This window comes from Sulfolobus sp. E5-1-F, from assembly GCF_009601705.1.
Classification (GTDB): Archaea; Thermoproteota; Thermoprotei_A; order Sulfolobales; family Sulfolobaceae; genus Saccharolobus.
Genome location: NZ_CP045687.1, coordinates 1,496,020 through 1,509,774 on the forward strand (window position 1 = coordinate 1,496,020; position 13,755 = coordinate 1,509,774).

General features: G+C 33.6%; 17 protein-coding genes. 3 read left to right on the forward strand and 14 right to left on the reverse strand.

From position 1 onward, the window contains the following. Positions 1–46: 46 nt before the first annotated feature. On the reverse strand, positions 47–670 hold the full coding sequence (locus tag GFS03_RS07375) for an N-glycosylase/DNA lyase (RefSeq protein ID WP_153423211.1): 624 nt from the start codon (positions 668–670) through the stop codon (positions 47–49). Then, a complete protein-coding gene (locus GFS03_RS07380) occupies positions 612–1,136 on the reverse strand; it encodes a hypothetical protein (protein ID WP_153423212.1) in 525 nt (174 codons plus the stop codon). Before GFS03_RS07380 ends, GFS03_RS07375 begins: the two co-directional genes overlap by 59 nt. A 109-nt stretch (positions 1,137–1,245) precedes the next feature. Here GFS03_RS07380 and GFS03_RS07385 point away from each other — a divergent pair, with 109 nt between their 5' ends. Both GFS03_RS07385 and GFS03_RS07390 read left to right on the forward strand, forming a co-directional pair. Further along, a complete protein-coding gene (locus tag GFS03_RS07385) occupies positions 1,246–1,464 on the forward strand; it encodes a hypothetical protein (RefSeq protein ID WP_012711324.1) in 219 nt (72 codons plus the stop codon). Then, positions 1,461–1,781 carry a hypothetical protein gene (locus tag GFS03_RS07390; protein ID WP_153423213.1) on the forward strand — a complete coding sequence of 107 codons (321 nt, stop codon included), beginning with the start codon at positions 1,461–1,463 and terminating at the stop codon, positions 1,779–1,781. The genes GFS03_RS07385 and GFS03_RS07390 overlap by 4 nt, the downstream gene beginning before the upstream one ends. On the opposite strand, the gene GFS03_RS07395 is transcribed toward GFS03_RS07390, so the two are convergent. From GFS03_RS07395 to GFS03_RS07405, 3 genes are read right to left on the reverse strand one after another with little or no spacing between them, the layout of a single operon-like run. Continuing rightward, on the reverse strand, positions 1,742–2,056 hold the full coding sequence (locus tag GFS03_RS07395; RefSeq protein ID WP_153423214.1) for a hypothetical protein: 315 nt from the start codon (positions 2,054–2,056) through the stop codon (positions 1,742–1,744). The two genes, GFS03_RS07390 and GFS03_RS07395, sit on opposite strands and share 40 nt — an antisense overlap. 4 nt (positions 2,057–2,060) lie before the next feature. Then, on the reverse strand, positions 2,061–2,450 hold the full coding sequence (locus GFS03_RS07400) for a hypothetical protein (protein ID WP_153423215.1): 390 nt from the start codon (positions 2,448–2,450) through the stop codon (positions 2,061–2,063). Continuing rightward, entirely contained in the window at positions 2,410–3,405 is a 996-nt protein-coding gene (locus tag GFS03_RS07405) for an NAD(P)/FAD-dependent oxidoreductase (protein WP_153423216.1), read from the reverse strand. The genes GFS03_RS07400 and GFS03_RS07405 overlap by 41 nt, the downstream gene beginning before the upstream one ends. Before the next feature lie 96 nt (positions 3,406–3,501). Here GFS03_RS07405 and GFS03_RS07410 point away from each other — a divergent pair, with 96 nt between their 5' ends. Next, entirely contained in the window at positions 3,502–5,922 is a 2,421-nt protein-coding gene (locus GFS03_RS07410; protein WP_238699230.1) for a valine--tRNA ligase, read from the forward strand. 13 nt (positions 5,923–5,935) lie between these two features. Here the strand turns inward: GFS03_RS07410 and GFS03_RS07415 are convergent, their stop codons facing one another. Genes GFS03_RS07415 through GFS03_RS07455 form a run of 9 tightly spaced genes read right to left on the reverse strand, consistent with a single transcriptional unit; the run spans position 5,936 to position 13,700 of the window. After that, on the reverse strand, positions 5,936–7,144 hold the full coding sequence (locus GFS03_RS07415) for a pyridoxal phosphate-dependent aminotransferase (RefSeq protein WP_153423218.1): 1,209 nt from the start codon (positions 7,142–7,144) through the stop codon (positions 5,936–5,938). A gap of 18 nt (positions 7,145–7,162) precedes the next feature. Then, positions 7,163–7,909: an indole-3-glycerol phosphate synthase TrpC gene (trpC, locus tag GFS03_RS07420; protein WP_153423219.1), complete on the reverse strand. Its 747-nt coding sequence runs from the start codon at positions 7,907–7,909 to the stop codon at positions 7,163–7,165. 3 nt (positions 7,910–7,912) lie between these two features. Beyond that, positions 7,913–8,500: an anthranilate synthase component II gene (locus tag GFS03_RS07425; RefSeq protein ID WP_153423220.1), complete on the reverse strand. Its 588-nt coding sequence runs from the start codon at positions 8,498–8,500 to the stop codon at positions 7,913–7,915. Beyond that, on the reverse strand, positions 8,501–9,766 hold the full coding sequence (locus GFS03_RS07430; RefSeq protein WP_153423221.1) for an anthranilate synthase component I: 1,266 nt from the start codon (positions 9,764–9,766) through the stop codon (positions 8,501–8,503). After that, a complete protein-coding gene (locus tag GFS03_RS07435) occupies positions 9,744–10,358 on the reverse strand; it encodes an N-(5'-phosphoribosyl)anthranilate isomerase (RefSeq protein ID WP_153423222.1) in 615 nt (204 codons plus the stop codon). The genes GFS03_RS07430 and GFS03_RS07435 overlap by 23 nt, the downstream gene beginning before the upstream one ends. Then, the gene (gene trpD / locus GFS03_RS07440) at positions 10,351–11,388 is read right to left on the reverse strand and encodes an anthranilate phosphoribosyltransferase (RefSeq protein ID WP_153423223.1); all 1,038 of its coding nucleotides are present in this window, start codon (positions 11,386–11,388) and stop codon (positions 10,351–10,353) included. The genes GFS03_RS07435 and trpD overlap by 8 nt, the downstream gene beginning before the upstream one ends. Then, positions 11,375–12,106: a tryptophan synthase subunit alpha gene (gene trpA / locus GFS03_RS07445; RefSeq protein WP_153423224.1), complete on the reverse strand. Its 732-nt coding sequence runs from the start codon at positions 12,104–12,106 to the stop codon at positions 11,375–11,377. Before trpA ends, trpD begins: the two co-directional genes overlap by 14 nt. Further along, on the reverse strand, positions 12,099–13,376 hold the full coding sequence (locus tag GFS03_RS07450) for a TrpB-like pyridoxal phosphate-dependent enzyme (protein ID WP_153423225.1): 1,278 nt from the start codon (positions 13,374–13,376) through the stop codon (positions 12,099–12,101). The genes trpA and GFS03_RS07450 overlap by 8 nt, the downstream gene beginning before the upstream one ends. 51 nt (positions 13,377–13,427) lie before the next feature. After that, positions 13,428–13,700, reverse strand: a complete 273-nt coding sequence (locus tag GFS03_RS07455) for an acylphosphatase (protein WP_153423226.1) — start codon at positions 13,698–13,700, stop codon at positions 13,428–13,430. Positions 13,701–13,755 lie beyond the last annotated feature (55 nt).

The window sequence follows — 13,755 nt, forward strand, 5'->3', positions numbered from 1 at the left end:
TTATGAGTCATATCACACTATAACTACTGGTTTATATTTTTTATTGCTACTTAACTATAGTATTAGTCTCATTATACCATATAAACAAATCCAATATACCGACACTTAGATTAAAATTTGAAGCGATACTTTTCAAAACATTTTCAAAATATATATAGCGACTTTTTGATAAATGTTTAACGTCAGTTTCTCCTATCGCACCTATTCTTTTCATAAAATTTATTAGATGTCTATCTATAATTGCCAGATCGAAATAGCCAACATTCCTAAGAAAGTGACTAGCTTCTTTCATCCCTATTCCTTTTATATTTAATAACTTCTCTCTAGCCAATTGTTGGTCATTATCTGCTAAAGGCTTTATCTCCTCTTTTAACTTTCCATATACCTTCTCCCTAGCCATAATAATATATTTTGCCTTTAAATTATAAAATCTATATTTACATGATTTAAGAATATTTCTAACTACTTCTTCATCGGCGTAGTAGATTTTATCTCCCAAGCAGTTTAGTGCTTGATAGGCCGAAATGAAAGATGAGTTAGCAGTTAACAAACAAAACGTGAGTTCCCTAAACCACACTTCCTCATTTGATAGATTATTTAGCTTAAATTCGTCAACTCTTTCTAGAACTCTTGCTCTTACTTTTGGATTTTGAACTAGATTTCTTAGCACGCTTCTTACTCCTCTTTTTCTTCTTTTTAGCCCTCTTCTTTACATTATCTTTCTTTTCTGGAATAGGTGGATTAATATCTGACATTGATAATATTTTAGTGCCATCGTGAGTAAAGAATACTATAAATGGTAAATCTCTTTTGACCAAAACTCCGCCAATAACATCGTTTACATTTACGTCTATTCTTGTAATCTGAACTTGATCTCCATTTACAACTTGAGGAATACCTATAGAAATAACATTTAATGGACGAAAGAATTGAAAATCCGAATCAAATCTGCCATTAATATATTTCTCATTAATTCCTTGAATTATTACAATATCATTAGCCTCATCTGGCATTATTGATTCTAAATCACTAATTCCATCTATAATCTCAGCTTCTTTAGTCCTACGTAAAGTATAGAGAACTACTACATCATCTATTTTTAAAGGTTCTAGCTTATAATACGATACTAAGTTCATCTAATAACTACACCTCTTCTTAGACTATAAAGTCTTTTAAAGTAGACAAAGGTATAACGTCGAGAATAAAAATTTAAGTTAATTTGTATGAAGTGGTAGTGGATATAAGATGAGCATTAAAAATAGAGGTTCAAATGCGTATGGACACCTAGGATGGTTAACAGTATATTGTAGAATATGTAATAGAAAACTAGTAATAGGAACGGATATCATCTATAAATGCCCTAAATGTGAAAAGAAATATTCAGCATACTTCTGCGAAGCAGATAAGAGAGGATTAAAGGGAAAGTGCCCATATTGTGGAACTGAGTTGGTACCGATTTTATGACAGTAACAAACTACAACATTAATGGTCTAAATTTTTCTGTAATCGTTGAGAATAAAATAGTACTAGTATATATGGATGTAAATAAAGAAATAAAGAGAAGAAAACATATAGAAGATGAAGAGAGATTGATATATATGGATGTAAATAAAGAAATAAAGAATGGAATATTAAGAAAACTAGTAATATGTAACACTAAAATCTCATCTTATATTTGTAATGCAGTAGTAGAAGTTACTAATGATAAGAAGAATATAAATGAGGAGTTACTCTTAAATCTCTATAACGAAGTAGTAAAGGCTTCCGAAATTGTTATATAAAAACCTTGTGACCTTAACCTATTATTAACTTCTCTCATAATGTCAACAACATAAGTTGCATTATTTGACATAATTTTGAGCGACACATTCGTATCTTTTGAAAGCTGAGAACTGAAATAGATTAAGATAAGAGTATCTTGATTTGGAGCACAAATGTACGATGCTCCTATTTTTACAGGTTCGCATAGATCTTTAAATACATCGTTAATAGATTGTGATAAGTACTTTATTCTAAAAGTATCCTCAGCTAAAATCTTAAATCCCACTTCAAACATTTTCTCACTTCTTCTTATTAGTATTTATTTTCTTGAACGGAATTTTAAGTTGCTCAAAAATTCTCTTTATAATTATTACGTATTTATCATCTCCATCTATTAACTTTAACTTTAACTTTCTATATTTCATTGTTAGTACTACCTTTCCATCATTAATTACAATTATCCTACCTATTACACGCCCGTATAGGTTTCTTAGAAGGAAAAGATAAACGTATGTGCCTTTATTTGGAATATTTACAACTTTCGCTTCACCTACCTTATATGTAGGTTTTACTGATTTTCCAGGTAATTCTATCTGTTGTATTGTCCCATTTGCATCTACTTTAAATAGAAAGGTTCTTAATACATGCTTATTTTTCCTGCTCCTCGAATTTTCTAACAATATCTCCATTCCCTCTCACACTCTTTAGAGATTCGATTATTCCATTCAAATCTATCTTATCTTCTAAATATGTGTCTATAAGAACATCGTTTTTAAAGAATATTCTCATAAAAGTCTTTCTTAAACTTAGACTAGAATATCTATATAGATCTAGTAGCATTTTTTGAATTTTAATTCTTTTCTCAATAATACTGAGCTTTTCATCGAGAAACTCATCCAGATCTTTTTCTTTATATATAGCGTCAAAAGCGTATTCAGCTGAAATAGCTGATGGCCTTATACCTTCGCCACTTAGTGGAAATACAAGTCCTCTTGCCTCACCTATCCTCAGCTTCTTATTTTTAACACTTCCAACACTAATAGGAGCTCCTCTAATATCCTTAATTTCGAAATTCTTAAATTTCTTCCTCAAATAATAATAAAGTAGTTCTTTTGAATTCTTGTACTCCAAAAAACCAGCTCCAATATTATATTCATTCTCTCTGCTAGGAAATATCCAATAAAAACCTGTATAGCGAGTGTCAAATTCCAATATAGCCTCGTCGTTAAACTCCTCAGTCTCTATTATGGCTCTAGTAGTATAAACTACCTCTCTATCCATTGGATACGGTCCTCTACTATCTATTACGTAATCAAAGTCTTTAACAGTAATATCGTGAGTCACAATTATTTTTGAATTTTTTCGCATATCATTTATCCACTTCCACTTATCTATAACCAGCCACTTTGTATGTCTATATTCAACATCGTAAATTTTTTCGCCATCTATATAGAAGGAGAATCTTCTTATACCAAAAGTTTCCTCCCAATTAAAGGGGGGTGTATAAACATTTGGGACTATATCTCCACATGGTTTAACGTAATGTTGATTGATATCAAAGATTGTAACTTCATGACCAGTTCTTGAAAGTAGGTATGCCAATGTAGAACCTGCTACTCCTCCTCCCAAAATTGCAATCCTCATTACGAAATTTTATAAGCTATTCGAATTTATATTTATATAAAAATCGTCCAGATAGGTGGTCAGTTATTGTTAAACCAAGATGAAATTTTAAAGAAGATGGAAGAGTGGCCAAAACATTATAATCCTAAGGAAATTGAGGAAAAATGGCAAAAGATATGGTTAAGTGAAGAGTATTGGAAGGACGTATTTAGATTCAAAGATGAGGACGATAAATCCCCAAGATTTGTTATTGATACTCCTCCTCCTTTTACTAGCGGAGAACTTCATATGGGACACGCATATTGGGTCACAATAGCTGATACTATAGGTAGGTTTAAGAGATTAGAAGGATATAATGTACTATTACCTCAAGGATGGGATACACAAGGTTTACCAACTGAACTAAAAGTACAGTATAGATTAGGGATTCCGAAAGATAATAGGCAACTATTTCTCCAGAAATGTATAGAATGGACAGAAGATATGATTAAGAAAATGAAAGAAGCAATGATTAGACTAGGATATAGGCCAGAATGGGAAAGATTTGAATATAGAACTTATGCATCGAACTATAGAAAGATTATCCAAAAAAGTCTAATTGACATGTATAAAATGAATTTGATAGAAATGAGAGAAGGACCAGTGATTTGGTGCCCTAAGTGTGAGACTGCTTTAGCACAAAGTGAAGTAGGTTACTTAGAGAAAGATGGAATTCTTGCTTATATAAAATTCCCATTAAAAGAAGGAGGAGAAATAATTATAGCTACTACTAGGCCGGAATTGCTAGCAGCAACTCAAGCTGTAGCCGTAAATCCGAATGATGAGAGATATAAGAGTTTCATAGGAAAAACTGCAATAGTACCAGTGTTTAATATCGAGGTTAAGATAATATCTGACCCAGATGTAGAGAAGGAATTCGGAACTGGAGCAGTAATGATAAGTACCTATGGTGATCCCCAAGATATAAAGTGGCAATTGAAATATAACTTACCGACTAGGGTTATAGTTGACGAAAAAGGAAGGATAATAAATACAAATGGTATAATTGATGGATTAAAGATTGAACAAGCTAGAAATAAAATGATTGAAATCTTAAAGACTAAAGGATATCTTGCGAAAGTGGAGAAAATAAAACATAATGTACTATCACATGTTGAGAGAAGTGATTGCCTGTCGCCAGTAGAATTCTTAGTTAAAAAGCAAATATATATTAAAGTTCTAGATAAAAGGCAAAAATTATTAGAAGAATACAAAAAGATGAAATTTAAACCAGCTAGAATGTCGTATTATCTTGAGGATTGGATTAAGAGTATGGAGTGGGATTGGAATATAACTAGGCAAAGAATTTATGGTACCCCATTGCCATTCTGGTACTGCGAAAATGGGCATTTAATACCAGCTAGAGAAGAAGATTTACCAGTAGACCCTATCAAAACAAGTCCACCATCAGAGAAATGTCCATCGTGTGGATTGCAGCTTAAGCCAGTTACTGATGTAGCGGACGTGTGGATAGATTCTAGCGTAACAGTCCTTTTCCTAACCAAGTTCTATGAAGATAAAAACGTTTTCAATAAGACTTTTCCAGCATCACTAAGACTTCAAGGTACTGATATAATTAGAACTTGGCTATTTTATACCTTCTTTAGAACTTTAATGTTAGCTAATAATATACCTTTTACTACAGTTCTTGTTAATGGTCAAGTCTTAGGTCCAGATGGAACTAGAATGAGTAAAAGCAAGGGAAATGTAGTATCACCATTAGATAGAATTGATGAATTTGGAGCAGATGCGATTAGAATGGCACTTCTTGATGCAAGCATTGGCGACGATTTTCCGTTTAAGTGGGATATAGTAAAGGGGAAGAAAATGTTATTACAGAAATTATGGAATGCAAGCAGATTAGTATACCCATTTATAGCGAAACAAAGATTTGATAAACCTGAAAGTCTGCATATAGTAGATAAGTGGATTTTACAAGAACATAAGAAATTTGTAATTAAAGCAATAAACGCGTATGAAAACTACGACTTTTACGTGGTACTTCAAGAACTTTATAACTATTTCTGGGAAATCGTAGCTGACGAATATTTAGAAATGATAAAACATAGGTTATTCGAGGACGATAAGTCCGCGAAATATACTATACAAAGAATAATAAGAGATATAATTGTATTGCTACATCCTATCGCACCCCATATAACAGAGGAAATCTACTCTAAGTTATTTGGTTATAAGAAGAGTATTCTCCTAGAAGAATTGCCTAAAGTAGATGATATTAAAGAGGATAAAAGAGTAGGAGAAATTGGGGAAATGATAAAGAAAATTAACTCTCTAATAAGATCAGAAAAGATTAAGAATAGGTTATCAATGAATACTCCAATTAATGTAAAATTATATACAAATACACAATTTATTGAATTAATTAATGAGATAAAAGAAGATATGATGAAGACGCTAAAGATAGTTCACCTTGAACTAATAGAATCAAATGAAGAAAAAGTAGAAATTAAACCTGCTAATCAGACCATGGGAGTTTAGCTCATCAATCTTACTATCGGGAATTCATCATCTGTTCTGCAAACTCTCTAATTTTTTGTATCCCCTCTTTAATAACTTCTTCGTTTACAGCGAAGCTTAGTCTTAAAAATTCCTTACCAATATTCAATGGAAAGACTTCACCAGGTATTGTGACTACACCTTTCTCTTCAATTAGCTTTATTGCAAGTGATTTGACGTCGAGTCCACTTATTTTTAGTAACTTACTAACATTTGGGAAGATATAGAATGCTCCATTTGGTTTAGATACTTCAACTCCTTTAACCTTAATAAGCTCGTCATACATTACATCTCTCCTCTTCTTAAATAACTTGACCATTTCATTAACCTCATCGAAAGTATCAAAGGCTTTTACAGCACCTTTTTGTACAAAACTCGTAGGAGCAGTGTATATATTAGCAGCCAAAACTCCCATTTTCTGGATAATTTCACGCCTAGCTACAATATACCCTAATCTCCATCCAGTCATTGAGAAAGTCTTACTAAATCCATTAACGTAAATTAAGAAATCTCTCCAATCTGAGTCTTCAAGAGTACTTCTCATCTTACCTTCATATACAAAATTATCATAAATTTCATCAGATAGTAGGATAATTTTATTATCCCTACTTATATCTACAATTTTTTTAACATCGTTAGGAGAAAATAGAGTACCAGTCGGATTATGAGGATTATTGAATACTATCATTTTGGTTCTTTTTGAGATTTTAGACTGTAGATCATCCACATCTATTGAGAATCCTTCCTCTTTGCTCCACTTTAAATTAGTATATATTGGCTTTCCTCCGAGTAACTTAACAACCTCTGCATAAGAGTAGAATGAGGGATCTGGAAGTATTACCTCGTCACCAGGATTAATATACAGTATGAAGACTAAGAAAAGCGCAGACTTAGCGCCAGGTGTAACTATCACTTCCTCTTTCTTCACGTCAGTAGCGTATCTAGTATTAAGGTATTGAGCTATTTTTTCCCTTAATTCATCAATACCGAATGCCGAAGTGTAGAAAGTGAAGCCTTGATCTAGAGCCTCCTTTGCGGCATCTCTTATACGCTTAAATGTAGGTAAATCTGGCTGTCCTATCCCAAAGTCGATAATTTTAATCTTCTTAGTCTTCTCTACGTTTCTAGCAATTTCTTTATACAATAACGTAGTCTCTCCAGTAACTTGTGACATATTTCCGTTAAAGTCTAGTAGTGAGACCACAAGTGTATATGAAGAACGTTATAGTATAAATTCTTTAATCTTTTCTGGGTTTTGCATTAGTGAGGACCCTATTAGGAAAGCATTAACACCTAATTTTCTTAACTCATCTATTTCATTTCTCTCAGAAATTCCGCTTTCTGCTACCTTTACTACATCAGATGGTATCATAGACAGGAGCTTTCTTCGATTCTCCTTATTTATCTCAAGGGTTTCCAGATCTCTTGAATTAACTCCTATAAACTTAGCCCCTATTCTTAGGGCTATCTCTAAATCCTTCTCGTCATTAATTTCTACTAATGGTTCCATGCCATAACTTCTGGCATATTCCAATAAACTCTCTAATTCTCTTTCAGTAAGTATTTTGACTATTAGCAATACAGTATCTGCACCTAGGTTATATGCATCATCGATTTGCGATTCCTTAACGATAAAATCCTTCATTAGTATGGGAATTGAAACTGAACTGGCTATCTTTCTCAAAATTTCATATGAACCATTGAAGTACTTTTCCTCGGTTAGTACACTAAGACCTACTGCATACCTTTCCATGAATTTCGCATATTCTATTGGATCCCTTTCAACATCTAATCCAGAGGGAGATTTGCGTTTGTATTCAGCTATTATAGCTGTGACATTACGCTTATTAAATTCCAAAATTCTTTCATTTAAGGAAATAATCGGTTTTTGTCTTGAAGCCCTAAATGGGGGCCTCCTTAAAGATAATTGCACGACGTCTTTAAGCCATCCTTTAAGATAGCGTGGCATATGCTATACTCTATTCAAGAAATTATAAAGTATCTTATACCCTGATGAGGTTCCAACACTCTCTGGATGAAATTGTACACCATATATTGGATATTCTTCATGATGTATGCCCATTATCTCATTATCTTCAGCAGATATCGCATCTACAATTAGAGGTCTATGGACCTCGTCCACAACAAGACTATGATATCTGGTAGCTTTAAACTCCTTAGCAATACCGTAATATAGTGAAGGTGATGCGTTATTTACTATAATTATGTTACTTATTTTTCCGTGAAATACTTTTCTAGCTCTTCTTATCTTAGCTCCAAATGCATAACCTATAGCTTGATGACCTAAACAAACTCCTAGTATTGGAGTCTTTTTGCCTAAATATTTAATCACATCTAATGATACCCCTATATCCTCTCGTTTTTCTGGTGTCCCTGGTCCTGGTGAAATTATAATCCTATCTGGGTCTATTCTCTCTATTCCTTTTACACTTATTTCATCATTTCTGATAACTATTGGATAACTCCCTAATTCTCCCACTATTTGAGCTATATTGTAAACAAAACTGTCATAATTATCTATTATTAAGGTTATATCCATTTAACTCACCCCTATTGCTGTTTTTAATGCTTTTAACTTATGTTCAGTTTCGAAATATTCAGCTTCTGGATTAGAGTCGTATACTATACCAGCACCTGCATGTATTCGTAATAATTCTTTGTTCAGAAATGCGGTTCTTATTGCTATTGCGAACTCTGCGTTACCATTAGCTGAGATAAAGCCTACAGCACCAGCATAGGGACCTCTTTTGTACTCCTCTAACGTTTCAATTATATTCATCGCCATTGGTTTTGGTGCTCCGCTCACTGTACCTGCTGGGAAAGTAGCTGATAAAACGTTTAATGCGTTATACTTCTTCTTTAGGGTCCCAATCACTTTTGATACTATATGTTGGACATGGCTGTACTTCTCTATATACATTAATTCTGGTACTCTCACGGTTCCGGGAACACATACTTTACCTAGATCGTTTCTAGCCAAATCGACTAACATTAAGTGCTCAGCCTTATCCTTTTCTGAGTTCATCAATTCCAATTCCAATTTAAGATCTTCTTCTTGATCAGAACCTCTGGGTCTCGTACCAGCTATAGGATAGGTTTCGACTATGTTATCTTGAACTCTGAACAGTAATTCGGGACTAGATCCTATTAAGTATCTTTCATCGAATTTAAGGTAGAACATATATGGAGAGGGATTTATTCTCCTGAGATTATAATATATTCCTAATGGATCTCCAGCAAATAAATATCTATAAAATCTAGATAATACAACTTGAAATATATAACCAGATCTTATATATTCTAGTGATTCGGAAACAATCTTCTCATAGTTGCTCTTATTAAGAGACTCATCATAAAAGCTTATTTTAAATTCACCAATATTTCCACATCCGCCTACAGAGCTTAAATCGGCATTAACGTATACTTTACCCTCATTATGATCATATACTATGATATTGTCTGGGGCAAAGAATTCAGCATATGGCCAATCTTCAGCTGCTGGCTTTAAGTCTCTTATTTTCTCCCAAAATCTTACTGCATCATAACTTATATAACCTATCATACCTCCTTTGAATAACCCCGGTATATCTACTAATTTCAAGTCTTTCAAATAACTATTAAGAATATTCACTGGATCATCATAAATTTTCAAATGTCCACTAGTTGACCAGGCTATCACACTATATCTTGCCTTATACTGAGGACCACCTATGCTCTCTAGTAACCCAGCTACTTTAAAGTCCCTCTCTATACACTTAAATACCTCAAATGGCGAAGCGAATTCACTTATTGGATGAACTTCCATATTTTACCATCTCAACTATTTTTTTCACAATATTAATATCTTTTTTACCAGGATAAATCTCTACACTGCTGGAAATATCAAGCCATGCGGGATTTAGATCGATAAAGTTAGAAATGTTATCTATACTTATTTTTCCACCTACACCTAGGTAAGGATAATCCTTAAGGAAACTCGAAACAACATTATAATCAACACCTATTCCCTTCTTTACAGAGTCTATTAATACCATGTCCACAGTATCTATAGCCCTCTCTAGGTATTTCTTATACTCGAAGGAGGCTGGTACGTATAATATAATTCTTTTTCTAAAATTATATGATTTAAGTAATTCTAACTCTGAATCATCCAATACTCTATGTATCTGCAAATAATCTGATAATAATAATTCTTTTTCTATCTCACTAATTTGAATATTAACTTTCACGTTAACTATAGGTTTTTCAGTATATTTTTTAGCAAATGTTAAAAACTCGCTCTTTACGAATCTTTGACTTACGGCATCGGTTATTATTCCTATATAATCCACATTAAGTTTTGAGAGCTCTACGATATCTGACAACGTCGCATTACCACATATCTTTAGTTTAACCACCACTCTTCACCATTATTGTTTTCAATTTGGTTATATCTCCATTAAGTGAGATTATTTCGTTCAATTTAGTTATTGATTTCTCCATTAAATACTTAGCATACTCATATCCTTCCTTGAAATCATTCACTTTATCTAATGTAAAAAGCGCAACTGCGGTGTTTATGTTAATGAATTTAGCTACATATTCATCTTTCCCTAAAAATGCTCTAACTATTTTTATTGCTGAATCCTCAGCAGAATTCACTATTAACTTGTCTATTGGAATTGATGATATACCGAAATCAGTTACATCCACTTTGACTTCTTCTATACCGCGTTTACTTACTATTTTCATAAAAGTTTTTCCTATCGGACTTACTTCATCTATACCTGGCTCTCCATGTACTAGAATTACTTTATTAAAATCTAATTCATATGCGCTTTTCGACAATAAATCCAAATGGTCCCTGGAAAACACTCCCATTAACTGATACTTCGCATTGGCTGGATTAGTCAATGGACCTAGAATATTGAAAATGGTTCTAATCCCCAAAGTTTTTCTCACATTGGCAACGTTTTTCATTGCAGGATGATAGTATTGTGCAAAAAGGAAAACGAAATTCGTTTTATGGACTAATTCCTTAGCCCTTTCTGGAGGAACTATAATATTATAACCTAAGGCCTCAAGAACATCGGCGCTACCACTCTTACCACTTATTGCCCTATTGCCATGTTTAGCAACTGGATTAACTAAACTCAATAAAATTGCAGATGCGGTACTAACGTTTACTGTCCCTAATCCGTCGCCACCTGTACCAGCTGTGTCTATTGCGTTAGATATGTCTATTTTAATTGCTAGTTCTCTCATTGCTCTAGCAAAACCTACTATTTCATTTTTACTTTCACCTTTCATTCTTAGTGCTACTAAAATTGCTGATACTAAAATCTCTGGAACTTCTCCTCTAATTATAGCCTTAGCTAATTCTTCAGCCTCATCAATTTCTAAATCCGTTTTATTTATGAGTTTTTTAAGAACTTCATTTATATTCATCCAATATCACCCTAAATTTTTTAACTAAGTTTATTGCAGATTCTATGCCATTTTTTTCAATTTCTTCTATAAAAGCAGTTCCAATTGCTATTCCATCAGCACCAGCACTTAAGGCATCTCTTAAATCTGACTCAGTTGATAGGCCAAATCCTACTATCAGCTTATTCTCAACCAGATTTCTAACTCTATTAATCAACTGCTTAACTGATACTGGTATAGGTACGCCAGTAGTTGGTCTAACACCATAATATAAGAATAAATCGCTAATCTTAGAGACCTTATGTATTAGAAAATCTGGCACAGAAGGAGATGTAAAAATAACATTTTTTAATCCCTTATTTTTTATTGTCCTATCAATTTTATCCAAATTATCTATATAATCGATAAGTAAGTCTGGAAATAGAACTCCATCTAGTTTGACATCTCTTACCATATTTAGAAAATTATCTAGTTGATCAATCCAATCTTCTAAATAAGTAAGTGCAATTATGGGAATGCTCACATTTTTTCTAATATCCGCTATTAATGGCCAAATATCTAGGCCTCTAACTTTATCATAGCTCTTCCTTATAACTGGACCATCATACTTTGCATATTTAGGGGGAATTCCCAGCTCTAATATGTCGGCTCCATTTTTAACTGCTCCAATAATGAAATTCTTGAAACTTTGAACATCGGGATAACCTAACGTCATATAAACTACAAGTAATTTACCCATTTCCATTCAGCCTTTTCATCATTGATTCGTAATTCGATAGATCTAACAATCCATGCCCACTTAGATTAAAGACGATAGTCTTTCTTTCATTATTCTTTCTAGCCTCTATAGCTTCGTCAACCACTGCCTTTATCGCATGGGCTGACTCTGGAGCTGGTACAATACCTTGAGTCTCCATAAATATCTTAGCAGCTTCGAAAATCTCCCTTTCATTATATTCTCTCCATTCCACAACACCCTCCTTTGTTAACAAACTTAATGTGGGTGCTACACCATGATATCTTAACCCGCCCGCGTATATTGGTGGTGGAACGTAATCTTTACCTAAAGTTATCATTTTCACTAAAGGTAATAATCCAGCAGAGTCTGGAAAATCATACTTATATTCCCCTTTGCTGAACTTTGGGACTTCCGCGGAACTTACTGCAATGTAACGTTTGCCTTTCTTGTTTCCGATAAAGGGATACGCGAAACCACCAAAATTACTCCCACCCCCTACACATCCAATTAAGATATCAGCTTCTTCTCCTAGCAAATCCAGTTGAGTAATAGTCTCTTGTCCAATAACACTTTGATGCAAAAGTACTACATCTAAAACGCTACCTACTAAGTATCTAAATTCGTTCTTAAGAGCATACTCTATTGCTTCACTCATTGCTATACCTAATGATCCAGGATGTTGTGGATTCGCCTCCAATACCTTCTTACCGTATTCAGTTAAGTTTGTAGGACTTGCATAAACATTAGCTCCATATAATTGCATTATGCTCCTTCTCATCGGTTTTTGTTCATAACTTACCTTTACCATGAATATAGTACTTTTCATATTGTACATACTAGCTGCAAGTGCGACTGCAGTTCCCCATTGCCCAGCTCCAGTTTCGGTAACTATGTGCTCAATTCCCTCTTCTTTTGCAAAATAAGCTTGAGGAATTGCTGTATTTATCTTATGAGATCCAGTGGGTGTAGCACCCTCATATTTAAAGTAGATCCTTGCTGGTGTCTTTAAGTACTCTTCTAACCTTTTAGCTCTAAATAATGGTGTTGGTCTTCCTATCGATAAATATCTATCTCTTACTTCCTCAGGAATCTTTATGTATCTTTCTATTGTGAATTGTTGTCTTAATACCTCCTTAGGTAGTATACTCCTTAATAAATCAATTCTCGAGAAATCAGCTCCTTGTGGATCCCTTGGTGGAGGTAAGGGTTTAGGTAGATCAGGAATTATATTGTACCAATACTTAGGCAAAATCTCGTCTTCTTTTACCATTGGTACATTAAAAACACCGATACACTATAAATGTTTTTACCTTATAAACTTTTAGTATGTTTCAAAATCCTCAAATTCTCCTTTATATTCAGTGAACGAGTAATCTACTTTCTTCACTTCAGCTGCCGGTGGACCTTGTTTAATACGTTCCAATAATTTATTTAACGCTTCCTCATAACCTTCTGCAACTACTTCCACTGAACCGTCAGGTAAATTCTTAGCATACCCCTTTATACCTAACCTTATAGCGTGAATTTGAACAAATTTTCTAAAACCAACACCTTGCACTAATCCATACACACGAGCATACATACGCTTTAACATTTTCAAGCACCTCAGTGTCGCTCCACTTCTTCACAGATCTGTTTTTCCCTTTCAT